We start from the raw sequence: 24,186 nt of genomic DNA on the forward strand, positions 1-24,186 counted from the left end.
GACATGCCCCATTACCGCGCCGTGGGAGACATCCCGCGCAAGCGCCACACCCAATTCCGCAAACCCGACGGCGGCCTGTTCCGCGAGGAGTTGATGGGAATCGAAGGGTTTTCCTCCGATTCCGCGCTGCTCTATCACCACAACTCACCCTGTGACGTCGTCGCCGTGCACCCCTGGGACCTGACCGAGCAGACCCAGCCGAACTACCCGCTGATGCCGCGGCTGTTGCAGACCCACAAGCTCGACGCGGGTGGCGATCCGGTCACCGGCCGGCGCCTACTGGCAGTCAACCCCGACGTTCGCGTCTCCTATGTCGCCGCCGACAAGCCGAGCCCCCTGTATCGCAACGCGATCGGTGACGAGTTGTACTACGTCGAATCCGGATCAGCGCGCTGTGAGACGGTCTTCGGTGTGCTCGAGGTCGGTACCGGCGACTTCGTCGTCATGCCGACCTCGGCCACGCACCGATGGGTGCCCACCGGCGATGAGCCGCTGCGGCTGTTGATCGTCGAGTCCACCGGCACCATCCGCGCACCGAAACGCTATGTCTCCGAACGCGGGCAGTTCCTCGAACATGCGCCGTACTGCGAACGTGACATGCGCGCGCCCACCGAACCGCACATCGTCGAGGACCAGAATGTCGACGTCCTGGTCCGACACCGTGCGGGCGGAACCCGATACACCTATGCCAACCACCCGTTCGACGTCGTCGGCTGGGACGGCAGCCTGTACCCACACGCCTTCAACGTCGCGGACTTCGAGCCGATCACCGGCCGCATCCACCAGCCGCCACCAACCTTCCAGGCATTCGAAGGTCCGCACTTCGTGGTCTGCGCGTTCGTCCCGCACAAGGTCGAATACCACCCAGACGCCGTCATCGTTCCCTACAACCATGCCAACGTCGACTCCGACGAATTGATGTTCCACCCGCTAGCGGCACCAGGAGGACGCGGCGGGCACGGCATCACCGAAGGCGCCGTCACGTGGCATCCCGCGGGATTCATTCACGGCCCCCACACCGGCGAACTCGAGGGATCCGTCAAGGCGTACAACCGCGGCCTCGTCGACATCAAGTCCCTGCACGCCGTCATGGTCGACACCTTCCGCCCACTCGCCGTCGGTGAAGGCGCACTGGCCTGCGATGAGCCGGACTACCTATCCAGTTGGCGCGGGGCCTGACCATGCTGGCCCACCACGTGCTGAACCACCTGTCGACCCCGCTGGGCAGTCCACCATACCCATTGGCAGCCAACAGGTTCTACAACCGCGAGTACCTCAACATCTTCTACCGCACCGACCCCGACGTCCTACGGGCGGCGGTGCCCGAGCCGCTGATCGTCAACGAGCCGATCGTCCGGTTCGAGGTCATGCACATGGGGGACGTGGGCGGGTTCGGCCCCTACACCGAGGCCGGCGTAGCCCCGCAGGTCACCTTCGACGGCGAGCGGGGGGAGTACCTGCACGCCATGTACCTCGACAACTTCCCGGCCATCGCCGCCGGCCGCGAACTCTCGGCCTACCCCAAGACTGTCGGGTCGCCACGACTCTACGTCGATCACGGTGCGCTGGTCGGCACCCTCGACATCGGCTCACTGCGGGTGGCGACCGCGACGATGGGCTACAAGCACCACCGGATGGATCCCGCCGAAGCAGCCGCCCAGATCACGGTACCCAGTTTCATGGTCAAGCTCGTTGCGGGCTACGACTATCGGCCACGCGTGGCCGATCTCATCCGCACGCAGATCACCGATCTGACCGTCAAGGAGGCATGGATCGGCCCCGCCCGGCTTCAGCTGTTCCAACATGCGCTCGCACCGTTGGCGGATCTCCCCGTGCTCGAAGTCCTTTCGGCGAGCCACATCCTCACCGACCTCACCCTCGCACCGGTCACGCTCGTCCACGACTACCTCAAAGAGTCAGCGGCACAACCCAATGGCCGTCCTGCACACGTCGTTTCGCGATAGGAAGTACACCGTCATGCCCAGCCCGCCCCTCGATCGTCAATTCGTCACCCTCGATTCGCCGACCGGTTTCCCCACCACCGCCTTCGGCGCACATCCGCTGCAGGGGGTCTACGTCGCCCCGTCGGGTAAGCGTCCCACCACGGCCTTCATCGCCACCCACGTGAACCTCGACTTCACCGAGCACTATCTGGGCCCGCTGCTGGCCGAACGGGGCTACGGGTTCCTGGGCTGGAACACCAGATTCCGGGGCAACGAACAACACTTCCTCCTCGACCACGCCGTCGCGGAGATCGGCGCCGGCGTGAACTGGCTACGCGAGCAGGCCGGCGTCGAGCGGGTAGTGCTGATCGGCAACTCCGGCGGCGGCGCGCTCATGGCCGCCTACCAGGCCCAAGCGCTGCAACCGCACCTGCGTCCCGCCCCGAACACACCCCCGTGCGCTGCCGCCCAAGATCTGGCGGCCGGCGACCTCTACATCTCCGTGGCCTCACACCCCGGTCGGCCAGACCTCAACGTCGCCTTCATCGACCCGTCCGTCACCGACGAGAACGATCCCTTGGCGGTGAATCCCGACCTCGACATGTACGACGAACGCAACGGCCCAAGCTATAGCCGCAAATTCCAATCCCTATATCGGGCAGCGCAACTGGAGCGCAACCGCAAGATCAGTGCATGGGCTCGCGCCGAGCTCGACCGGTTGTCCACTCCATCGAGCCCCGCCTTCGATCGTCTGTTCACTGTGCCCAGGTTGTGGGCAGATCTGCGGTTCGTCGACGGCGCCATCGAGCCCTCCGATCGCAACACGCCCGAATGCTGGATCGGAGATCCCAAGCGGGCCAATTACGGGACGTTCGCGCTGGGATGTGTCAGCACCCTGCGCACCTGGCTATCGATGTGGAGTATCGACGACTCACAGTTCCGCATCCAGGTTCAAGGGCCAAAGATCACCACCCCCGCGCTGGTGATCGATGCATCCGGCGACACCGGTGTCTTCACTAGCGACACCGACCTGATCTTCAGTTCACTGGGCTCGCCGGACAAGACTCGCCACACGATCAAGGGCAACCACTACTTCACCGATCGACCCGAAGCGCGGCCGGAGTTGGCTGATCTGATCGACGCATGGGTCGGCGACCACACGTAGGGACTGCTGACGAGTGAGACCCGCACTTCACCCGGCCTGCGAGGATGAGGTCATGTCGACGATCCCCTTCTCCTCGCAGGTCGATACCGGTGCCGAGATTCTCGATGCCGACATTCCCATGCAAGTCCAGATCTATCGCCAACTGCGTGCCGAGATCCTCGATGGGCTGTGGATCGGCCGCGACGGCTTCCCAGGAGAGCGCGAACTGGCAGACCGCTTCGGGGTCAGCGCCATCACGTCGCGTGCGGCGCTAGACAGGCTAGCCCGGGAGGGTCTGGTCGAGCGGGGACGGGGCCGGCGCAGCAAGGCCAACTTCATCGCCCCTGAGCGGCCAGGCGGCCGCACCCTGAATATGTTTCCGCCGCCCGAGGATTCACCCATCGCGATGAAACACAAATTGATCAATCGGGGTATCGACATTGCCCCGGCGGAAGCGTGTCGCTTCTTCGGGCTCGAACCCGGCGCGCTGCTGTGGCAGGCCGTGCGGTCCATCAGCGTCGGGCGAAAGACAGTCGTGGTAACCCATCACGTACAACCGCCCGCGATCGGTGAACAACACACGTTGGCCGATCTCAAGAGCAAGCACATGGTCGCCATGCTCCGAAACCAGGGCATCGACCTTGCCACCATGCGACGGGAAGTACTTGCCACCAGCGCCACCCCGGTGACGGCCCACCACCTCGAAGTCAGCGTCGGCAGCCCGGTCTTGATGGTGGTCCTGCGTCTGCACGATGCCGACGGAGCGCCCGTCGAATGGATGCGCTCGCTCGCACGATCCGATCAAGCACTGGCTGAGGAGACACTCGATCTGGCGACCGGACTCTGGCACGTCGGCTGACGCCCATCGATGCAACGAGCCTCTTGATTCCGCCGGCGACAGGACGTTGCAGGGTACGAGCGTACCTGTTAACGTACCCATGACGGTCCGACGACGCGATGTCGTCTGGTCGAGCGGGCCCCAGCGATTCAACGAACCGCTGATGCCGTGAGTCACCTATCTCAAGGGAGAGACTGCCGTGGCCGATGTGGAGATCGACTTCGATGTTCCGGTTCCGATGCGGGACGGCACCATCCTGCGAGCAGACGTCTATCGTCCGGCCGGTGCGGGTCCGTTTCCGGTTTTGCTGCAGCGCATTCCCTATGGCAAACGCGGGCTCATAGGCGTCCTCCCCTTGGACACCCTGCTCGCGGTGTCTCGCGGCTACATCGTGGTGCAGCAGGACACCCGCGGTCGGTTCGCCTCGGACGGGGAGTGGAGTCCCTGGACCTACGAGCAGAGCGACGGTCACGACACGGTGCGATGGGCTGCCACGCTCCCCGGCAGCAGTGGTGCGGTCGGGATGTTCGGCGTCAGCTACACCGGCAACACGTCGTGGAGTGCGGCGGTCGACGGACCACCGGAATTGCGCGCGATCGTTCCGCAGAACACGTGGTCGGACCCAAACGACGGCCTGTTCATGCGCGGGGGAGCGATCGAGCTCGGGCTCAACGCGTGGTGGACGCTGTTCACCGGCCTTGGCGAACTCCCCAAGCGGCTGGCTGGCGTGGAGTTGCTCCAGGCACTGGGTGGCTTGCTCGCCGACTTCGACGGCCTGGCGGAGCGCACCTATTGGGAATTGCCCGCGGGTCGCCTGCCCCTGATCGATCGTTACGGTGGCCCCGACATCGGCACGCAGCGCGCGCTCGATGATCCTGACACTTCTGGTTTCTCGCGAGTCGCCGGCCGTCACGACGCGGTTACGGCGCCGAGCCTGAACGTATCCGGCTGGTATGACGTCTTCCTGCAAGGGGCTCTCGACAATCACGTGGCCATGGCAGAACGCGGTGTGCCGACGAAGCTCGTCGTCGGCCCGTGGTCGCACGTGTTGAGCGAGTTGCCGTCCCCGATAGGCGAGCTCAACTTCGGATTGGCCTCCTCCCCGGCGTTGGTCGGGGGCCAGTACTCGCTGACCGATCTCGAGACGCGGTGGTTCGATCACTGGTTGCGCGAACAGGACACCGGCCTCATGGATGAGCCGCCGGTCAAGATCTTCGTGATGGGCGCCAACACGTGGCGCGACGAGAACGAATGGCCGCCCGCCCGGGCGGTGGACACCCCGTGGTACCTGCGCGCCAAGGAAGCCCTGAGCCTCGACGCACCTGGGACCAATGAGCAATACGACACCTACGTCTATGACCCCGCCGATCCCGTCCTCACTCGCGGAGGAAACCTGGTCATGGCCACCGAATTTCCCGCGGGACCGTTCGACCAGGCCACCGCCGAGCAGCGCCCGGACGTCTTGGTCTACACCAGCGAACCGCTGGCGCAGGATGTCGAGGTGACCGGACGCGTCCGAGCCACGCTGTTCGCGGCCACCGACGCGCCCTCCACCGACTGGGTCGTCCGGCTGTGCGACGTTGATGCACAAGGTATTTCACGCAATATCACCGATGGCATCCTTCGCATCAACGGCGAGCCGGGCACGATCGGCGAGTACGAGATCGATCTCTGGTCCACGAGCAACCTGTTCCGTGCGGGACACCGCATCCGGATCCACGTCACTTCGAGCAACTTCCCTCGCTGGGACCGCAATCTCAACACCGGAGAGCCCCCGCAGACGGCGACGACGTTCCGCCCGGCCCAGCAGCGCATCTTCCACGACGGCTCGCGTGCGTCGCACATCGTGCTGCCGGTCATTCCTGCGACCGCCTGAGCGGCGCGGCACCTCAGCGTATCGAGGATCCGATACCGAGGCCGCCGTCGACGTCGAGGACGACGCCCGTGACGTAACCGGCTGCGGGCGAGCAGAGGTACGCGGCGGCTTCGGCGATGTCGGTTGGACTGCCGGTGTGGCCGAGCGGGACCTTGGCTACGAGCTTGTCGCGAGCAGGCCCGTTCATGGATGCCAGCATCGGCGTCTCGATCAGCCCAGGTGCGATTGCATTGGCCGTGATGCCGTGGCGGGCTCCCTCGAGCGCGACGGTGCGGGTGAGGCCGACGATGCCGGCTTTGGCCGCAACGTAATTCGCTTGTCCGTAGTTGCCCCGCCAGCTCATCGAGGAGAAGGACAGGATGCGGCCGTAGCGGCGCTCCCGCATGATCGGCAGCACGGCGCGAATGGTGAAGAAGCTGGCCGACAGGCTGGTATCGATGACGGCGTGCCAGTCGGCGTCGCTGATGTCGGTGATGCGGTTGTCGCGGATGATGCCGGCATTGTTGACCAGCGCGTCGATGCGGCCGTACTCGACATGGACGTGCCGGATCCAGTCGTCGACGTCCTCGGAGCGGGTGACGTCGAGTGCGTGGGCCTGGGCGGTGATGCCGTGTTCGGCGGTCAATTCGGCGGCGAGTTCGTTACCGGTGGTCGGGTTGATCTCGCCGATCATCACCGCGGCGCCTTCTGCCGCGAAGCGGTGCGCCATGGCGCGGCCGAGGCCTTGGCCGGCGCCGGTGACCAGGACGACGTGTCCGTCGTAGCGGTTCATGAGGGTTGCCTTTCAGAGGGTGGTTAGCCGGCTGCCGGTCGAATCAAGAAGTTGCGCAGCGCATGTGGCACGTCGTGATGGGCCCAATGCCGGTCGAAGGCGTCGAGCTCACGATCCAGGCCGGCTTCGAGGGGCGGCGTTTCGTCGAGGTCGGCGAGCAGGAGTTTGTACGCCGATTGCGCGGGATTGGCTGCCGCGCCGAGGATCTCGGCGAGTCGCCGGCCCTCGGACGCGCCGTGCCCGGAGTCGACGACGGCGTGTAACCATCCTGCGGCGAGAAATCTCTCCGCGGGGAGCAGCTCGCCGGTCAGGGCGAGCCAGCGGCCGAGGGCGTCACCGAGCCTCACCCGCATCCGAACGCTGGCCCCTGCGCCGGGGACGAGGTGGTTGCGGACGTGCCCGTCGCCGATCAACGTGCCGGTCTCGGCGATGACGACGTCGCACGCTAGAGCGATCTCCAGGCCGCCGGCAACGGCATGGCCGTGCAGCGCCGCGACGATCGGAAGTGGGCTGGTTTCGAGTCGGCGGGTCAGCGTGGACACCGTGCGCAGAAACGGCACGGGAGTCTGGCCGGCGTCGTGCAGGGACAGGAGGTGGCGCAGGTCGGCGCCGGCGCAGAAGCTGGGCCCGGCACCGGTGATCAGTATCGCCTGGGTGGCGGGGTCGTGTTCGGCGTCGGTCAGTGCGGCGCTCAGTGCGTCGACCAGTTCGGCGTTGAGCGCGTTGCGTTGTCGAGGCCGGTTGAGCAGGAATGTGCGGACCGCGCCGTGCTGCTCGACGCGCAGCACCTCTGCCGTCTGGGCGCTCATGGTGCGGCCTGGGTCGCGGCGTCGCGCAGCTGGCGGCGCAGTTCGGCGCGCTGAATCTTGCCGCTGGGTGTCTTGGGCAGGCTGGTCACCACGTGCACCTTGCGTGGGTAGGCGTGGGCGGCGTAGCGGGTGCGGACGTGGTCCTGCAGCTCCCGTTCGAGGTCGTTGGAAGCAGTGGCGCCGGTACGCAGGACGACGAACGCCTCGATCACCTCGCCACGCACCGGGTCGGGTGCGGCGACGACGGCGCATTCGGCGACCGCATCATGTTGGGCGAGGACCGATTCGACGTCGAAGGGGCCGATCCGATATCCGGCCATGATGATCACGTCGTCGTCGCGCGAGGAAAACCGCAGGGTGCCCTCGGCCGACCTGACGGCGAGGTCGCCTGTCAGGTAGAACGTGCCGTCGGAGGTGAACCGATCAGTGCTGGAGCGGCCGCCGGCGTAGCCGGTGAACGTCATCAGCGGGCTGGCGGCCAGGTCAATCGCGAGTAGTCCGGGTTCGCCGCCCTCGGCGGGGATGCTGGTTCCTTCCTTCAGCACGGTGACCGTCCAGCCGGGGAAGGCGACGCCCATGGATTGCGCCCCCACCGGGACCGCTACATCGGGGTGATGTGGGTAGCCGATCGTCATCCCGAGTTCGGTCTGCCCGTAGTGGTCGTGCACCGTCAAACCCATTGTCGGCTGCGCCCATTCGTTGACTTCGGCGGTCAACGGCTCGCCCGCGCTGGACAGCCGCTGCAGACGCAACCCATCCGGGACGGGGATGTCGCTGGTGCGCAGCGCCCGGAACACCGTTGGTGCGGCGGTGAAGTCGGTGACCCCCAGTGTGGTCATGGTCGACCAGGTCGCGGCGGCGTCGAACCCGCCGCGCTGCAGGACGCTGCGCAGGCCCAGCGCCATCGGCGCGACGATCGCCGCGTAGAGCCCGTAAGCCCAACCAGGGTCCGCGCCGCACCAGTACACCGAATCGGCGCGGACACCGAGACCGAACTCGAGGTAGGCCTGCCACCCCGCCACGTACCGCAGCGGGTGCACGACGCCCTTCGGCGCTCCAGTCGTGCCGGAAGTGAACATGTGCACGAACGCTGTGTCGCCCCCGATGGCGGTGCTCGCCGTGAACGGAGACGCCGCAGACATTGCGACGCCGAACGAGGACACGGGTTCGGCTGAGGCGTCGCCGGCCACCAGGAGCTTCCAGGCGCCGTCGGGGACCTTGGCGGTCTGTGCGGCGTCGGCAACGACGAGCTTCACTCCGGCACCTTGCATGCGTGAGCGCACCGCGTCAGCCGCGAAAGCCGTGAACAGCGGCACGTAGACGGCGCCCACGCGCCAGATTCCCAGCAGCACCGTCACCAGATCGGCGCTCTTGCCCATCAGGGTTGCCACCCGGTCGCCTCGGCCCACGCCAAGGCCGGTCAGGACGCCGGCGAACCGCTCGGAACGCTTCCGCAGCTCGCCGTAGGTCAGATCGGACCACGATCCGTCCGGCTCCACCAGGGTGAATGCAATCGACTCCGCGGGGTGCCGGTCGCACAGCAACCAGGCCGGATCGGCGTCGGGCGCGGAAAAGATATCGACGAGCTCACTGATGCGCAGCTCGACCTTTGAGCCCCTGGCCATGAGATCCCCTCGTTGGGTACGTCGTCGGGTACGAATGACATATGTAACGTACCCGACAGTGTTTCGTATCTCAAGGGCCTGCTCGCTCGTGCGAGACTCGAGGCCATGGCGATCTCCGCGGCGCGAGGGCGGCCCCCGCGGAGCAGTCCGCGCCGACGCAACGTCGACACCGCCCGCCTGGAGGAACTGCTGGTTCAGGCCAGTGACATCGTGCTGGCCGAAGGCTTCACCTCGATCACCATGGATCAGTTGGCCCAGCGGCTCGGCTGCTCGAAGGCCACCCTCTACGGCGTCGGAGGAACGAAGGACCAGCTGGTTCAGACCGTCACCCGGCACTTCTTCAGCACCGCGGCAGAGGAGATCGAACAAGCTGTCGCTGCCGAGTCTGACCCAGCACAGCGCATTCGGACCTACCTGGCCGGGGTGGGTAATGCGATGCGCCGCCATTCCCCAGCGTTCTACGACGACATGGTCAGCTACGAACCCACGGCCCGGATCTACCGCCGCAACTCAGAAGCCGCCGCCCGCCGCGTCCACGAGATGATCGACGACGGTGTGACGGCCGGCGCGTTTCGAAATATCAACGGTCCCTTTGCCGCTCAAGTCGTCGCGGTGGCCATCGACGCCGTCCAGTCCGGCGAGCTCCTGCGCACCACCGGCCTGTCTGCCGGAGACGCGTTCGCCGAACTCGGCGACCTCATCCTCGACGGACTCAACCGCCCCGACCGCTGACTTGCCCGGATCCCTAGTTGTCGAGGACTTTCCTTGAGATGCGGGTCAGGGCGCGCAGATCCGCGGCGGATAGCTTGTCGATGAACAGCTTGCGCACGGTCGCCACATGTTGGGGCGCGGCCCGTTCGATCGCGGCCCGCCCGTCGTCGGTGAGCACGACGACCGAGCCGCGCGCGTCGGTGGGGCAGCCTTCCGCTCGCACTAGGCCGCGGCGCTGCATGCGGCCGACGTGCTTGGACAGTCGGCTCTTGTCCCAGCCGACTTCTCGGGCCAGGTCGCGGGCGCGCATCCGACCATCAGGGGTCTCCGACAGCGGTACGAGCAGCACGTGATCCGGCTGGGATAACCCCGCCGCGGCGAAGTCCTCGCCGAACGCCCCGTTGAGGTGCAGCCACATGTTCACGAAGCCGCGCCAGGCGCGCTGTTCGTCCTCATCGAGCCAGTCCGTCACAGCTATCACTCTACCTCAGTTGGTTGACATGGAAACCAATATCTGAAAAGGTTTCCATGTCCACCAAATTTCTGACCCGCCGCCGGCGGGCATACCGACTGGAGCATCTCGTGACGAACGACACCAACACCGCCGACGCCGTCGCCGTGGTCGACGCCTACGGGCGCGCGCTCGTGGCTCAGGACCAGGACGCGATCCTGTCCTTGTATGCCGAGGACGCCGAGATCATTCCCGAGAATTTGCCGAGCCTGCGCGGGTCACAGGCGATCGACACCTTCTACACGAACACCTTTACCGAGATCAGCATGGAGGTCAGGCTGAAAGTGAAATCGGCTGAGGTGCACGACGGATTCGCCGTGGTGCGTAGCGAGCAGCCCGTCATGGTCACGACCGTGGCCGAAGGCGCGCGCATCCCCAGCTATTTCCGCGAATTGTTCGTGCTCCGCAACACGTCCGCGGGTTGGCGCATCTGCAACTACATGTTCTCCCAGAGCCCGGGGCAGGCTGGGCAGCTGTCATGAAAGCAGTCAGATTCACCCGCTACGGCGGCCCGGAAGTGCTTGAGGTCACTGACGTTGCCCGCCCGGTGCCAGTACCCGAGGAGGTCCTGGTCGAGGTAGTCGCCACGGCCACCAACCCCGGTGAGATCGGCATTCGCGAAGGACACTACGCGGACAGGTGGCCGGCACACTTTCCTGAAGGTCAGGGGAATGACTTCGCCGGGCGGATCGTCGAATTAGGCGGGGGCGAAACACATCTGAAGATCGGTGATGAGGTGCTCGGATTTGCTCCCCGCCGAGCACAGGCAGAGTACGTCGCACTGGGAGCGCAGCGCGTCACCCTCAAGCCCAGCGGTCTGACTTGGGAAGCCGCCGCCACCATCGCCGGAGCTGGCGCCACCGCATGGGCGTCGGTGACCGCGGTAGATCCGCAGGCAGGCGAGACTGTCGTGGTATCCGCGGCGGCCGGTGGAGTCGGTATCTATGCCGGCCAGCTCGCCCGACTGCGGGGTGCAGATGTAATAGGAACGTGCAGTGCAGCCAATTTCGAGGGGCTGGCCGCGTTGGGCATCCGTCCGGTGCAGTACGGACCGGACCTCGCACGTCAGCTTCGCGCGCTTGCCCCGGGTGGCATCGACGGCTTCATCGACACCTTCGGCGCCGGTAACGTCGCCATGGCAGTCGATCTGGGAGTTCAACCTCATCGCATCAACACCCTGATCGACTTCGACGCGGTCCGCCGCTTCGGCGTGCACTCCGATGCTCAGGAGCAGGCCGACACTCCGCACGTGTGGTCTGCCCTGGCCGACCTGGTCGCCGGCGGGGACATCAAGGTGCCCATCGCCGAGGTGTATCAATTCACCACCGACCATGTCCGGCAGGCCTACCGCGACGTCGGCACCCGGCGGGTAACCGGCAAACGCGTGCTTCGCATCAAGGCCTGAACAAACCCAGCGTCACGGATCGTCCCCAACCCGCAATACCAGGTCCCAATCGCCCGGCACGCCTTGCGCGAGCACGCTTTGTGGGTTAGGTACACCTATCGGTATGCTTCACGTATGACTACGCAACGTCAGGCAAAGCCGACGACCGGGGGAGACGGCCGTGGCGGCCGTGGTGCACGCCCACGGATCATGCAGGCTGCCATGGACTTGTTCTATCGCGAGGGGATCAACGCCACAGGGGTCGAACGGTTGGCCAGTGAGGCATCGGTTTCCAAACGAACCCTTTACCAGCACTTCCCGAGTAAGACGGCCGTGGTGGAAGAGTATCTGCGGACAATTCAGCAGGCCGTCGGTGACCCGATCCAACCCGGACCTGACGCCGACAATCGAACACCCCGCGCGCGTCTACTCTCCCTGTTCAGCACTCCATCGCCGGACGGCCAGATGCGCGGTTGCCCGTTTCACAACGCGGCCGTCGAGGCGGCCGACGCCATGCCCGAGATTCACGGCATCGTCCAAGAACACAAGCAGAACTACATCAACGGCCTCGTGAAAATCGCCAGACAGGCCGGGGCAAGCAACCCGAAGCTGCTGGGCAACCAGCTCGCCGTGCTCTACGAAGGCGCGGCTTCGCTGTCCACTTCACTCGACGACCCGTCGCCGTGGACGCACGCCCGCAAGGCTGCCCAAACGCTCATCGACCTGGCAGTCGGCGACTAGGTCCCTGAGCTGTTGCTCACTTCGACGTGGTGGCCGCCGCCAGGACAGCGTCATTGATCGCGGTGGGCGAGATGGCGACCAGAGCCTTCTGCGCACGGCTGGCGGCATCGAGAATGTAGCGACGCTTGGGTCGCTTCGACGTCAATGCATGGTCGACGGCCTTGGTGACCTTCTTGGGGTCGGCGGCGAGTTTCTGCAGGCGGCCCAGTAGCTTTCGCGACCCTGCGAGGTGTGATGCGTACAGAGCCCGGTGCTCGTCGGTCAGTTTCGCAACCATGCGATCGTGCTCGTCGAGCATGTCGCCCCACATGTCGGTGCGGATCGGCCCCGGCTCGATGAGTGAGACGGGGATCTTCCACGGGCGCAGTTCCATGCGCAGCGCGTCGGCCAAGGACTCGACGGCGTACTTCGATGCGCAGTAGGCACCGGTGCCAGGGGTGGTGATCAACCCACTGAGCGACGACATGAACACGATGCGTCCACGGGCCTCACGAATCTTGGGAAGGACGGCCTGTGTCACGCCGATCTGCGCCGTCACGTTCACGTCGAGCTGGCGGGACAAGTCGTCGAGGGACAGTCCTTCGACTGGTCCGTTCACGATGATGCCGGCACTGTTGACGACGCCGTTCAACGCGGAAGGTAGTTGGTCGGAAAGCTTTGCAATAGAGGCCCTGTCGGCAATGTCGAGGGCAATCGGATGGACATTGGACAACCGATCGAGGCTATTCAGGGCGCTGTCGGATCGAGCGGTGGCGTAGACGTCCCACCCTCGTTGGCTCATGTGTTCGGTGATCGCTAGACCGATGCCCCTGCCGGCGCCGGTAACCAATACGGAAGGCATGTTTCTCTTCTCTCGTGTCGAACTTCAGGTCATGGTGAGGTACTGCAACGAACCATACCGATCGGTGTACCAAAAAGCTAGCCCATCACAATCCGGATGTGAACTGGTCGGTTTACACCAAAGTAGTTCGTCGGCTCAATCGCTTCCAATTGCCTTGTGGGGAAAGCAATATCAAGGATACGGCGTTCCGACACCGAGTGACTGTCCCCAACGGGCGATTGTTACCTCGTCACAAGCGCGCAGAGGGCGATTGGCGTTTCTGCACGAGCGGCGTCAGGCGTCGGCGGCCTAAATTGACCCCACGCCCACATTGGCCCGGCCGAAGGGATCAGGGTGCATGTCTCGATTGAACAGAGCCGCCGGTTACGCAGTCACCGGAGGTCGCGAAGTGCTCCGCATCGTCGACCGACACACACGCGATCCGGGCCCTGGCGAGGTTCGGGTAAAGATCCACTACTCGGGCGTCAACCCGACCGACTGGAAGACCCGCACCGGCGGCATCCACATGCCGATCCCCGAAGGGCAGGTTCAGGTTCCGCACCTCGACGGTGCCGGAATCGTGGACGCCGTCGGCCCGGGCGTCGAGCACCTCGCGCCCGGGGACAGGGTGTGGTTGTGGCTCGTCGCCTTCAAGCGCTTGGAGGGGACCGCGCAGGAGTACGCCACGGTTCCGGCCCGACACGTCCGCCCCCTCCCCGACACGGCGTCGCTCGAGTTGGGCGCGAGCCTCGGGGTTCCCTTCATCACCGCGCATCACGCGCTGACACTCCAAGCCGGAGGGCCGACTCGGCTTGGACCGGGGGTGCTCGCAGGGGTCACTGTGCTCGTCGCCGGGGGAGCTGGTGCCGTCGGCAATGCGGCGATCCAGCTGGCAACGTGGGCCGGAGCGAGCGTGGTCACGACCGTCAGCAGCGACGCCAAGGCCCGCCTCGCGAGGGCCGCCGGTGCCCGCATGGTCGTGAACTACCGCACGCAGGACGCTGCCGCCGAGATACGGCGGCTCGTACCGGGTGGGGTGGACATCGTCGTCGAGGTCTCGCCGTCCACGAACGTCGGCCTGGACCTCGCGGTCCTCGCGCCGCACGGGCTGGTCGTCGTCTACGCCAACAACGGTGGGGACGAGGTGGTCATGCCGGTCCGATCCCAGATGACTCGAAGCGTCACTTGGCAATTCGTGTTGCTTTACACGATGACCGACGCCGCTCTCGACAACGCCGTCGCATCCATCGACAGGGCACTCGCAGCCGGAGTGATCGGCGTGGGTGTAGCCAAGGGGTTGCCCATTCACCACTATCGGCTTGAGCGCATAGCGGATGCCCACAGCGCAGTGGAATCCGGAATCACCGGCAAGGTTCTCGTTGACCTGTCCACATGACGGCCCTACCCGAAACCCGCTGGAACCGAATAGTTCTATCGATGCTCTCGACAACGGAGGAATGAAGAAATGAGTCTCAACGAACAAGCTGTAGCCACATCGGTGAAGGTAGACATCGAGTTTCGGGCCGACAGCGGCGTCACGTTGCGTGGCTGGGTGAAGACCCCGGACTCCGAGGGGCCGCATCCGACGATCGTGATGAGTCCCGGATTCACCTCGTCGATCACCCGCCTCGAAACCGTCGCTGACGCCTTCGTCGCTCGGGGATTCGGAGTGCTGCTGTACGACCAGCGGACGTGTGCCAGCAGCGACGGGGAGCCGCGCCAAGACATCGACCCGGTCGCGCAAGACCGAGACATGCAGATGGCCCTGTCCTTCGTGGAGCGGCATCCAGCGCTCGACAGTGACCGAATCGGCTTGTGGGGCTCAAGCTTCAGCGGGGCAAGCGTGCTCGTCGTGGCCGCCATGGACCGCCGGGTGAAAGCCGTCGTGAGCCAGGTGCCGTTCATCTCCGGCTACGAACAATTCGTACTGGGAAGCGGCCACGGCGGGCTCGCCGCGATCAACCACAGCGTGAACCTGGACAGGCAGGGAAGGCTCAACGGTGAGGAGCCAGGCCGGGTGCCGCTGGTGCGGATGCCAACCGATCCGGCTGACCATCCCGTCCTGTTCGAGGATCGTGCGGACTACGAGTACCTCGTGGGTGGTCCGCAAGGCCCCGCCGATGGATGGATCAACAGCGTGACCGTCAGATCGACGGGACGGACGCTGGCATATGACGTGCGTCCGTTCATGCGCCGCATCAGCCCGACACCCTTGCTGATGGTCGTCGCGAGCGACGACCAGACCACTCCGCCTTCGCTCGCACTGGAAGCCTACGAGGCGGCGCTTGAGCCCAAGGAGCTCGTGATGATTTCCGGGGGACACTATGCGGTGTACTGGCCGCACCTTTCCCGGGATCGCGTCACCGCCGCCGCAGCTCGTTGGTTCGAAACCCATCTGGGCAAGGCCACGCATTGAGCAGGTGGGATAGCACGCTCCAGCGGCCGTCGCTCACACGTCGTCGCGCAGCACCGCCCCCGCCCGCTTCCAGGTCGTGACCTGGAAGCGGAGCAGTGCGGCGAACACGACGATGGCCATCAACACACCGGCGGTGAGCGCCGCGGGGAGCGAGCGATCCGAGATGATGGCTGCCAGCAACCCGGCCGCTGAGCCGGCCAGTACGGCCGTGACAAGCCCGATCATTGCCGAGATGGTCAGGAACATCTGCCAGCGCCCACCCCCAATTCCCTGCAACCGCAGCCGTTCCTCTGGCGGGACGCTGAACAGGTAGTCGACGAGTTCCGGCGCGTGCTGAAAGTAGTAGCCGCGCAGCCGCGCGATTCGGATTGCGTAGGCCAAGTCCTCGACACCGGATTGCAGCGTCCGGTTGAACGTCGCCAGACCCACGAAGGCCAGTGTGGGGGACAGGATGAGGGCAAAGGCGTAGAACGCCGTGGTGACGCCGGCGGCAGTGGCGATCAAGCCTAGAGCGACCAAGCCCCCGCTGACCGCGCCGATGAACATCGTTGCTCGACCAGTCGCCTCTGCGACCATCGACGAGCGCGCTCCCTGCAGGGCGAAGTGCTCGGTGGTCACGAACGTGCCGCCGCAGGGCGTGGCTCGGTTTCGGCGTGTTCGGTCCGAGCATCGTGATCTGCCATGGCGTGCCCGCTTCCCTGCGATGGCTCGCCTCGACAATGTAACTCTTGCCGCCGGCCTCATTACAGGCCTTGGAGGAATAACAACAGATCCTTGTTGGCCGCCTCTCTGCCGCCCGTTCGGCCGCTCAGTCGCGGGGTGGATCGCGCGTGGTTTGGGCGTCCGTTTTTTGTCGGTGGCTTCTGCTTTGCTGGTGTTATGTCTTCGCCGGCAGAGTCTTTCGCTCCTGAGGTGAACGCTCCCAAGCCTATTGATGTGTTGTTGGACGAGGTGTCGGAGTTGATCGGTCAGCGCAACGCGATCGACGGTCAGCTCGTGCAGATCGTCGCCGAGATCGACCGCGACGGGTTGTGGGGTGCGACGGGTTGCCGTTCGGTTCCGGCGTTGGTGGCGTGGATGACCGGTGATGGTCCTCCAACCGCGCTGGCTGGCCTAGCGAGCAGTGTTCGCAGTGGTGGTGCCTGGAGTAACGGCAGCCTTGTTCAGCTTGGTGGCGCGACGAATCGCGCTGTCCAAGAGGCTCGCAGGGGCATATCGAACAACGCGCGTCATCACGCGCGCGAAGCCGCCAGCCGGGTACCGCAGCTTGGGCGAACTCGCTGACGCCGCTCTGACGATCACAGCCGCGACGGTTTCGGGAGAGTCTGCGCTGGCAATGCTTTCGGTCATCTCTTGGTGAGCCTGCGCCCGACGAGCCGCATACGCAGGGATTGGCGTATCACCCATCCATACTGCGGAGTCGATCGCGGTGTTGGTGTAACCGGGTTCGACGAGCGTGACGCGGATACCGAACTCCCGCAATTCGTGATCGAGTCCTTGGGAGTAGCCCTCGAGTGCATATTTGGACGAGGAATAGAAGACGCTGTACGGAGTCGGCACGAAGCCGACGACCGAACCCACGTTGACGATGCGTCCGCCGCCCTGTGCGCGCATGTGTGGTAGGACGGCGTTGGTCATGCGAACGACGCCGAAGAAGTTCGTGTCGAACAAGTCTTGTGCCTGCGCAGCCGACGTCTCTTCGGCGCCACCGAGTAGAAGTGCTCCTGCGTTGTTGACCAGCACGTCGATCCGGCCGGCGCGGTCGATCACCGTCTGAACCGCCTTCGCTACCGAGTCGTCGTCGGTGACGTCGAGCTGGACGAACTCCACACCGGCGGTCGGTTGGATCCGACCGATGTTGCGGCCGGTGCCGAATACTTCGTAGCCCTTGGCGGCGAACGCCGCGGCCGCAGCCGAGCCGATGCCGGAGGAGGCTCCCGTGACTAGCACTACGGGTTGTCTCTTGACCATGATTTGCTCCCATCGCTAAGCCGATCGATCTACAGGTAGAACGAGGCTGCTTGCCAGGTCGACCGCCACCTCAACGCGACGTCGCCACTCCAGATAAACCGATCGGTTTACCCGTGAAAGCCGACGATACACGCCTCTGCGCGGCGTGTAAACCTATCGGTGTACTTCCGGCATGACTCTCTAGCTGGCGGATGGGCACCAAGGCCGCGCTGTTGAGTCACGCGCCCGCCGCCCGAGGTTCAATTGCGCGTGCGCCGACCTCGTTGAGTCGGACGGTGGGCGGCGATGAGTTCATCGAGGTGATGGGAGACCTGCTCGAGTGGCTCGGTGGAGCGCGCAGCGCGGGAGAGAATGACGGCGCCTTCGAGCGAGGCGACGATCGTCGTCGACAGTGACTGGGCTGCAGCAGGTTTCACGCCATCGTCGGTCAGCCTCTCGGCAAGCAGCTGAGCCCATTCCGCGAATACCTCGGCGGCCGTCCTGGCGGCCTCGGGAGATTCATCGCGACCGGATGCTGCTGCCACGATCGGACAGCCGCCTTCGAAGTCAGTACTGAGGAGGACTTCGTTCCACATGCGCGTGAACGCCGCGATCGGATCCGGTTGCGCGACGAAGTCCCGCAACATGGTCGTCATCTCGTCTCCCGCCGAACGCGTGGCCGCGGCAACCAGTTCGGCCTTGCCGCCGGGGAAATTGAGATAGATCGACCGCCGAGTCACGCCGCTTGCCGCCAAGATTTCGGCAATGCCGGTGCCCGCCACTCCGTGGCGCTGCATCAACGTGGCCGTGGCTGACGTGAGTCGATCGCGTACGCGCATACCTTGCAATATACCAGTCGGTCTACTATGGTCCGAAGTAGTCAAGTATACCGAACGGTATACCCGCGTTATTGATCCACGAGAAAGGGATGGCCGTGCCCTCCTCAACCCCCGATGACTTCGCTTGGTTGCCGTCTACCGACCAACTGGCCGCGCTGGACGCCAAGGAGGTGTCCAGCGCCGAACTGGTCGACCTCTATGTGTCCCGCATCGAGGAACACAACACGCCGCTCAACGCGATCGTCACCGTCGACCCGGACGCCGCGCGCCGCGCGGCCGCAGAAGCCGATGCCGCCCGCGCCCGGGGGGATGCGCTCGGCCCGCTGCATGGGCTGCCGATCACGATCAAGGACAGCTACGAAACGGCGGGGATGCGCACGGTCTGCGGTCGGCCCGACCTCGCCGACTACGTGCCGACGCAGGATGCTGAGGCCGTCGCCCGGTTGCGCCGGGCCGGCGCGATCATCCTCGGCAAGACCAACATGCCAACGGGCAATGCCGACGTCCAAGCCAGTAATCCCGTGTTCGGCCGGACGAACAACCCGTGGGACCTGTCGCGGACCTCCGGCGGATCGGCCGGAGGCGGTGCCGCCGCGACCGCAGCGGGCCTGGCGAGCTTCGACTACGGCTCCGAAATCGGCGGCTCCACTCGTATTCCGTCGCACTTCTGTGGTCTCTACGGCCACAAGTCGACGTGGCAGTCGGTTCCGCTCGCCGGCCACATCCCCGGCGGCCCTGGCGATCCCGGGCGGTGGGGTGAGCCTGACATGGCCTGTGCCGGTGTGCAGGCGCGTGGCGCCCGCGACATCATCCCCGCGCTGGAAGCCACCGTCGGCCCCCTGAACCCCGACGGCGGATTCACCTACACGCTTGCCCCGCCACGCGCGACGGCACTCAAGGACTTCCGGGTCGCGGTATGGGTTGACGACCCCGCCGGACCCGTCGACAGGGACACCCACCGAGCCATCCACGACGCCGTCACCGCGTTGCGCGACGCCGGCGCTTCGGTCGTCGAGCAACCCGCGAGTCTCCCTGTAGATCTCACGACCTCACACGACCTGTTCCTGAGCTTGGTGATGGCCGCATTCTCGGTCGACCGGTCCACGATGAGTCCGCAGTTCGCGGGCGCGCTTGCCCTGCGGTCGCTGATGAGCCCGCGCGGTGACGCGTCCGCCGCTCTGCGCGGGACGATCCAAAGCCACCGGGCCTGGTTGTTCCGCGATGCGGCGCGACGGGAGATCGCACAGCGCTGGGTCGGATTCTTCAAGGAATTCGACGTGCTGCTGCTGCCCGTCACACCCACCGCCGCACCAGGTCACCACGGCAAGGACCACGACCGCTTCGGTCGCGTCATCGACGTCGATGGCGTCGCCCACTCGTATTGGGATCAGACCAAGTGGAGCGCTGTAGCCAACATCGCCGGCGCTCCGGCGACCACGATGCCCATCACCACAAATGCCGCCGGCCTGCCGATCGGCATCCAGGCGATGGGCCCTGCCGGGGGAGACCGCACCACCGTCGAATTCGCAGCACTGCTCACCGAAATCCTCGGCGGTTTCCGCGTCCCGCCGCGGTACCGCTCGCATGTGGCGAGCATGGGCTGATTCGCGCACACAGCAGTTTCTGAACCCACAACGACATTGAGGAAACCACCATGGCCGTCGATCTACCCGATAGTGGACTGGAATTGCGTTCGCTGGTGACATCGCAGGGACAACTCGAACTGTCCTTGCACGACGTCCCGGTTCCGACCCCGGCCGCCAATGAGGTGCTGGTGCGCATCGAGGCGTCACCGATCAATCCCTCCGATCTGGGAGTGCTCGTCGCCACCGCGGACATGGACTCCGCGACGGTCGCGGGCACGCCCGAGCGCCCGGTCGTTACCGCACCGCTGATCGAGGGCACTCAGCGCGGATTGGCTTCGCGAGTCGACGTATCGCTGCCCGTCGGCAACGAAGGGGCGGGCACGATCGTGGCCGCTGGCTCGTCGCCCGCGGCACAGGCCTTGATCGGCAAGACCGTTGGCGTCGTCGGCGGCGGCATGTACACGCAGTACCGACTGGTGGACGCTGCCTCGTGTCTGGTGTTGCCCGACGGTGCCTCGGCCAAGGATGGAGCCTCGTCGTTCGTGAATCCGATGACGGCTCTCGGCATGGTGGAAACCATGCGCCGCGAAGGTCATTCGGGTCTGGTGCACACCGCGGCCGCGTCGAACCTCGGTCAGATGCTCGTCAAGGTCTGCCTCAAGGATGGTGTGCCGCTCGTCAACATCGTCCGCAAGCCGGAGCAGGAGGAACTCCTGAGATCGCTCGGAGCGGTGCACGTCTGCAACTCGTCGTCATCGTCGTTCGCGACCGACCTCACCGAGGCCATCAAGGCGACGTCGGCCACGCTGGCCTTCGACGCGACGGGCGGCGGGCCACTCGCGAATCAGATCCTCAGCGCCATGGAGCGGGCGACCCAGGCGACGACGGAACTGGACTACTCGCCATACGGCTCGTCCGTCCACAAGCAGGTCTACATCTACGGCGGCCTCGACCCCCGCCCGGTCACCCTCGGTAAGGGTTTCGGGTTGGCGTGGGGTGTCGGCGGGTGGCTGGTTTCGTCCTTCCTCGCGAGCGCCGGTCTGGAGACGTTGGTCCGGCTCCGCTCCCGGGTAGCGGCAGAACTCACCACGACGTTCGCGAGCTCGTACACCCAGGAGGTGTCGTTGGCGGGCATGCTGCACCCCGACGCGTTCAACTCCTACGTGAAGCAGGCGACGGGGGAGAAGTTCCTGCTTACGCCGAACGCCGGCTGACCCAATGGGTCGACTACACGCTGAACCGGCTGTGCGCTATTGCACTTCGTCTATAACGAAGTTATATTCGTCTCATGCGTCGTAACTTGTCGGGTCGAAAGCTGGTCATCACCGGAGCCGCACGCGGCATCGGGGAGAAGGTGGCGCGCCTTGCCGCCGCGAGAGGTGCCCGCGTGGCCCTCATCGGACTCGAGCCCGATCGGTTGCGCGCCCTCGCCGATGACCTGGGCGCAGGCGCATCGTGGCGAGAGGCCGACGTGCGCGACGGCGCCTCGTTGCGAGCGGCGATCGACGATTGCGCAAAGGTCATGGGGGGCATCGACTTCGTCGTCGCCAACGCCGGTGTCGCCGCCTACGGAACCGTGCGGCAGGCCGACGAGGCGTCGTTCGAGCGTGTCCTGGACATCAACCTCAACGGCGTCTTCCGCACCCTGAAGTACGCGACGCCTCACCTGGAGCGCAGCCGGGGTCATGCGATGGTCATCGCCTCGGCGATCTCCTTCACGCCGATCGCCGGGCTGGCCTCCTATGCCGCCAGCAAGGCCGGCGTCGAAATGCTCGCCCTGGCCTACCGCCAGGAAGTGGCGCACCTCGGCATCACGGTCGGGCTCGTCCACCCTTCGTGGATCGACACCGACCTCGTCCGCGGCGCCGAGGCGGACATCCCCTCATTCCAGGGCCTGCGGGCGCGGCTGCCATACCCCGGCAACGTGACGACGAGCGTGGACCGCGCGGCCGAGGCGATCGTCAACGGCCTGGCGCGCCGGCGCAGCCGCGTGTACGTGCCGCGCGCCGTCGTGGTGGCCAACTGGGCGAAGGCTGCTTTGAACTCACCGGTGGCATGGCCGTGGATGCGGCGCTTCGCGGCTCAGGTGACGCCGACCCTCGAGCGCGAGGTCGCGGCATTGGGAAGGCATGACCAGATCGTGCCGGTTGCGCAACGCCCATCAACCTCGGCGCCCAGCCCTGCGGCGATCGAAACCGCTGCTCGATAGCGCTCCGCACAGCTCGTCGACGAACCCCGGGGCCCATTGCGGAATAGCCATAACGAAGTTACAGTTGTCTATAACGAAGTTATGGCCATGGAGGGATGGCTGGGCCGGCGCTCGACGCCGAACCACCGCCCATGCCTCCGCTCGATCTGAAGATGAAAGTGAACGGACATGAAGGCATTCGTCGTCACGCAGTACGGCAAGGACACCATCCAAGCCACCGAGGTTCCCGAACCGAAGGTTGGCAGCAACGACGTCCTGGTCAAGGTGAGCGCGGCCAGCATCAACCCACTGGACAAGATGGTCCGCAACGGCGAGTTCAAGCAACTGCTGAAGTACAAGCCGCCCTTCGTGATTGGTCACGACGTCGCCGGTGTGGTGACCCAGGCCGGTGCGACCGTCCGCGACTTCAAGGTCGGTGACGAAGTGTATGCGCGCCCCCGCGATCTGCGGATCGGAACCTTCGCCGAGTACATCGCGATCGATCAGAACGACGTGGCACTCAAACCGGCGTCACTCACGCTGCAGGAGGCGGCCGCCGTGCCGCTGGTCGCGTTGGCCGCCTGGCAGATCCTCGTCGAGAAGGCTCAGGTCAAGCCAGGGCAGAAGGTCCTCGTACACGCGGGCGCCGGAGGGCTGGGGTCCACCGTGATTCAGCTCGCCAAGTACCTCGGCGCTCACGTGGCGACCACGACGACCGCCGAGACCGAGCAGCTCGTCCGCGACCTCGGAGCGGACGTCGTGATCGACTTCAAGAAGCAGGACTTCTCGCAGGTCCTCTCGGGTTACGACGTCGTGCTGGACTCGCTCGGCGGGGAGAACCTGATGAAGTCCCTGACGGTCCTCAAGCCCGGCGGCCTGGCGATCGGCGTCGCCGGCCCACCGGATGCCGGCTTCGCCAAACAGCTCCGCGCGCCCAAGCCCTTCGAATTCGTGCTGTCGTTCCTGAGCCGCAAGGTCCGCGGGGCGGCCAAGAAGCGCGGGGTGCGGTACTCGTTCTTCTTCATGAAGGCCAGTGGTTCGCAGCTCCGCAGGCTCGCCGCCCTGTACGACTCCGGCGACCTGCGCCCGATTCTCGACAGAACGTTCCCGTTCGACCAGACCCTCGAGGCGCTCGCCTACGTCGAGAGCGGCAAGGTCAAGGCCGGAAAGGTCGTCGTCACGCTATGAGTCAGCACACCGAAATCAGAAGTGCGAACACGTCGCCCACGAAGGGCGTCGAGGTCGGCGGCACACGGTTCGCCTACCGCGAGTTCGGGCCGAACACCGGGGTGCCCGTGATCTTCCTGCATCACTTCACGGCCGTCATCGATGACTGGGACCCCCGCGTCATCGACGGGATCGCATCAGAGCGGCGCGTGATCACGTTCGACAACCGTGGTGTCGGCGGCACCAAAGGCCGCACGCCCACAACGGTTTCGGCCATGGCCGACGACGCGATCGCCGTCATCGACGCACTAGGCCTCGAGCAAGTCGACCTCATGGGTTTCTCGCTGGGCGGCTTCATCGCGCAGGCCATCGTGACGAAGCGGCCCGCACTGGTCCGCAGGCTCATCCTCGCTGGCACGGGCCCCGCCGGCGGCGATGGCGTCGGCAAGTTCTCGAGGCGGCTCCTCTGCGACATGGCGCACGGGCTGCTCACCCACAGCGACCCCAAGCCGTACCTCTTCTTCACCAGGACGGCCAACGGCAAGGCGGCGGCGACGGCCTACATGGGCCGGCTCGCGGAACGCTCGCAGGACCGCGTCAATCCCACCTCGCCACGCGGAGTTGCCGCGCAGTTGCTCGCGATTCACCGCTGGGGCGCGCAAGCCCCGATGGACCTGGACGCGATCGACCATCCCGTACTCGTCGCCAACGGTGAAGACGACCGGATGCTCCCGACGAGGGCTTCGTTCGACCTTGCCCACCGTCTACCGAACGCCTCGCTGCGGATCTACCCGGATTCCGGCCACGGTGGCGTCTTTCAGTGGCACGAGAAGTTCGTCCCACAGGCGCTGGAGTTCCTCGGGTAG

The 24,186-nt window shown here is 65.6% G+C and carries 24 protein-coding genes; 16 read left to right on the plus strand and 8 right to left on the minus strand.

Annotation, left to right across the window (positions count from 1 at the left end; genetic code table 11):
• Positions 1–3 precede the first annotated feature (3 nt).
• From N536_RS0101395 to N536_RS0101415, 5 genes are all read left to right on the plus strand, one after another.
• Positions 4–1,179: a homogentisate 1,2-dioxygenase gene (locus N536_RS0101395; RefSeq protein ID WP_029111972.1), complete on the plus strand. Its 1,176-nt coding sequence runs from the start codon at positions 4–6 to the stop codon at positions 1,177–1,179.
• A 2-nt stretch (positions 1,180–1,181) separates the two neighbouring features.
• Entirely contained in the window at positions 1,182–1,964 is a 783-nt protein-coding gene (locus tag N536_RS37065) for an acetoacetate decarboxylase (RefSeq protein ID WP_051574142.1), read from the plus strand.
• Positions 1,965–1,977: 13 nt separating this feature from the next.
• Positions 1,978–3,108 (plus strand): alpha/beta hydrolase, encoded by a 1,131-nt coding sequence (locus N536_RS0101405; protein WP_029111973.1) that lies wholly within the window; start codon positions 1,978–1,980, stop codon positions 3,106–3,108.
• Between the two features lie 52 nt (positions 3,109–3,160).
• Positions 3,161–3,946, plus strand: a complete 786-nt coding sequence (locus N536_RS0101410) for a GntR family transcriptional regulator (protein ID WP_029111974.1) — start codon at positions 3,161–3,163, stop codon at positions 3,944–3,946.
• A gap of 178 nt (positions 3,947–4,124) precedes the next feature.
• Positions 4,125–5,801, plus strand: a complete 1,677-nt coding sequence (locus N536_RS0101415; RefSeq protein ID WP_029111975.1) for a CocE/NonD family hydrolase — start codon at positions 4,125–4,127, stop codon at positions 5,799–5,801.
• Positions 5,802–5,814: 13 nt separating this feature from the next.
• Here N536_RS0101415 and N536_RS0101420 read toward each other — a convergent pair whose 3' ends face one another.
• The 3 genes from N536_RS0101420 to N536_RS0101430 are packed head-to-tail and all read right to left on the minus strand — an operon-like array spanning position 5,815 to position 9,007.
• Complete coding sequence (locus tag N536_RS0101420; RefSeq protein ID WP_029111976.1) at positions 5,815–6,573, minus strand: SDR family NAD(P)-dependent oxidoreductase; 759 nt, start codon at positions 6,571–6,573, stop codon at positions 5,815–5,817.
• A 23-nt stretch (positions 6,574–6,596) separates the two neighbouring features.
• Positions 6,597–7,382 carry an enoyl-CoA hydratase/isomerase family protein gene (locus N536_RS0101425; RefSeq protein WP_036434949.1) on the minus strand — a complete coding sequence of 262 codons (786 nt, stop codon included), beginning with the start codon at positions 7,380–7,382 and terminating at the stop codon, positions 6,597–6,599.
• On the minus strand, positions 7,379–9,007 hold the full coding sequence (locus tag N536_RS0101430) for an AMP-binding protein (RefSeq protein ID WP_036434951.1): 1,629 nt from the start codon (positions 9,005–9,007) through the stop codon (positions 7,379–7,381). The genes N536_RS0101425 and N536_RS0101430 overlap by 4 nt, the downstream gene beginning before the upstream one ends.
• A gap of 105 nt (positions 9,008–9,112) precedes the next feature.
• Between N536_RS0101430 and N536_RS0101435 the strand changes: the two genes are divergently transcribed.
• Complete coding sequence (locus N536_RS0101435; RefSeq protein ID WP_036434953.1) at positions 9,113–9,739, plus strand: TetR/AcrR family transcriptional regulator; 627 nt, start codon at positions 9,113–9,115, stop codon at positions 9,737–9,739.
• A 13-nt stretch (positions 9,740–9,752) separates the two neighbouring features.
• Here the strand turns inward: N536_RS0101435 and N536_RS0101440 are convergent, their stop codons facing one another.
• On the minus strand, positions 9,753–10,190 hold the full coding sequence (locus tag N536_RS0101440; protein WP_029111980.1) for a MarR family winged helix-turn-helix transcriptional regulator: 438 nt from the start codon (positions 10,188–10,190) through the stop codon (positions 9,753–9,755).
• A 56-nt stretch (positions 10,191–10,246) separates the two neighbouring features.
• Here N536_RS0101440 and N536_RS0101445 point away from each other — a divergent pair, with 56 nt between their 5' ends.
• From N536_RS0101445 to N536_RS0101455, 3 genes are all read left to right on the plus strand, one after another.
• Positions 10,247–10,711 (plus strand): SgcJ/EcaC family oxidoreductase, encoded by a 465-nt coding sequence (locus N536_RS0101445; protein ID WP_029111981.1) that lies wholly within the window; start codon positions 10,247–10,249, stop codon positions 10,709–10,711.
• The gene (locus tag N536_RS0101450; protein WP_029111982.1) at positions 10,708–11,634 is read left to right on the plus strand and encodes an NADP-dependent oxidoreductase; all 927 of its coding nucleotides are present in this window, start codon (positions 10,708–10,710) and stop codon (positions 11,632–11,634) included. Before N536_RS0101445 ends, N536_RS0101450 begins: the two co-directional genes overlap by 4 nt.
• Before the next feature lie 114 nt (positions 11,635–11,748).
• The gene (locus tag N536_RS0101455; protein ID WP_029111983.1) at positions 11,749–12,354 is read left to right on the plus strand and encodes a TetR/AcrR family transcriptional regulator; all 606 of its coding nucleotides are present in this window, start codon (positions 11,749–11,751) and stop codon (positions 12,352–12,354) included.
• 16 nt (positions 12,355–12,370) lie between these two features.
• Here the strand turns inward: N536_RS0101455 and N536_RS0101460 are convergent, their stop codons facing one another.
• On the minus strand, positions 12,371–13,195 hold the full coding sequence (locus N536_RS0101460) for an SDR family oxidoreductase (protein ID WP_029111984.1): 825 nt from the start codon (positions 13,193–13,195) through the stop codon (positions 12,371–12,373).
• Positions 13,196–13,532: 337 nt separating this feature from the next.
• Between N536_RS0101460 and N536_RS0101465 the strand changes: the two genes are divergently transcribed.
• Both N536_RS0101465 and N536_RS0101470 read left to right on the plus strand, forming a co-directional pair.
• Complete coding sequence (locus N536_RS0101465; RefSeq protein ID WP_036434956.1) at positions 13,533–14,570, plus strand: NADPH:quinone reductase; 1,038 nt, start codon at positions 13,533–13,535, stop codon at positions 14,568–14,570.
• Between the two features lie 69 nt (positions 14,571–14,639).
• A complete protein-coding gene (locus N536_RS0101470) occupies positions 14,640–15,590 on the plus strand; it encodes an alpha/beta hydrolase (protein ID WP_051574143.1) in 951 nt (316 codons plus the stop codon).
• A gap of 33 nt (positions 15,591–15,623) precedes the next feature.
• On the opposite strand, the gene N536_RS0101475 is transcribed toward N536_RS0101470, so the two are convergent.
• The 3 genes from N536_RS0101475 to N536_RS0101485 all read right to left on the minus strand — a co-directional run bounded on the left by N536_RS0101475 (position 15,624) and on the right by N536_RS0101485 (position 18,379).
• On the minus strand, positions 15,624–16,208 hold the full coding sequence (locus N536_RS0101475; RefSeq protein ID WP_029111987.1) for a hypothetical protein: 585 nt from the start codon (positions 16,206–16,208) through the stop codon (positions 15,624–15,626).
• A gap of 495 nt (positions 16,209–16,703) precedes the next feature.
• Positions 16,704–17,561 carry an oxidoreductase gene (locus tag N536_RS37070; RefSeq protein ID WP_051574144.1) on the minus strand — a complete coding sequence of 286 codons (858 nt, stop codon included), beginning with the start codon at positions 17,559–17,561 and terminating at the stop codon, positions 16,704–16,706.
• Positions 17,562–17,800: 239 nt separating this feature from the next.
• Positions 17,801–18,379, minus strand: coding sequence for a TetR/AcrR family transcriptional regulator (locus N536_RS0101485; protein WP_029111988.1), 579 nt, complete (start codon positions 18,377–18,379; stop codon positions 17,801–17,803).
• Positions 18,380–18,474: 95 nt separating this feature from the next.
• On the opposite strand from N536_RS0101485, the gene N536_RS0101490 reads away from it, so the two are divergent.
• The 5 genes from N536_RS0101490 to N536_RS0101510 all read left to right on the plus strand — a co-directional run bounded on the left by N536_RS0101490 (position 18,475) and on the right by N536_RS0101510 (position 24,186).
• A complete protein-coding gene (locus N536_RS0101490) occupies positions 18,475–19,983 on the plus strand; it encodes an amidase (RefSeq protein ID WP_369798361.1) in 1,509 nt (502 codons plus the stop codon).
• 50 nt (positions 19,984–20,033) lie between these two features.
• A complete protein-coding gene (locus N536_RS0101495) occupies positions 20,034–21,179 on the plus strand; it encodes a zinc-binding dehydrogenase (RefSeq protein ID WP_029111990.1) in 1,146 nt (381 codons plus the stop codon).
• A 74-nt stretch (positions 21,180–21,253) separates the two neighbouring features.
• Positions 21,254–22,174 carry a short-chain dehydrogenase/reductase gene (locus tag N536_RS0101500; RefSeq protein ID WP_029111991.1) on the plus strand — a complete coding sequence of 307 codons (921 nt, stop codon included), beginning with the start codon at positions 21,254–21,256 and terminating at the stop codon, positions 22,172–22,174.
• Positions 22,175–22,342: 168 nt separating this feature from the next.
• Entirely contained in the window at positions 22,343–23,341 is a 999-nt protein-coding gene (locus tag N536_RS0101505) for an NADP-dependent oxidoreductase (RefSeq protein WP_029111992.1), read from the plus strand.
• Positions 23,338–24,186, plus strand: a complete 849-nt coding sequence (locus N536_RS0101510) for an alpha/beta fold hydrolase (RefSeq protein ID WP_051574145.1) — start codon at positions 23,338–23,340, stop codon at positions 24,184–24,186. The genes N536_RS0101505 and N536_RS0101510 overlap by 4 nt, the downstream gene beginning before the upstream one ends.

This window comes from Mycobacterium sp. URHB0044, assembly GCF_000620625.1.
Classification (GTDB): domain Bacteria; phylum Actinomycetota; class Actinomycetes; order Mycobacteriales; family Mycobacteriaceae; genus Mycobacterium.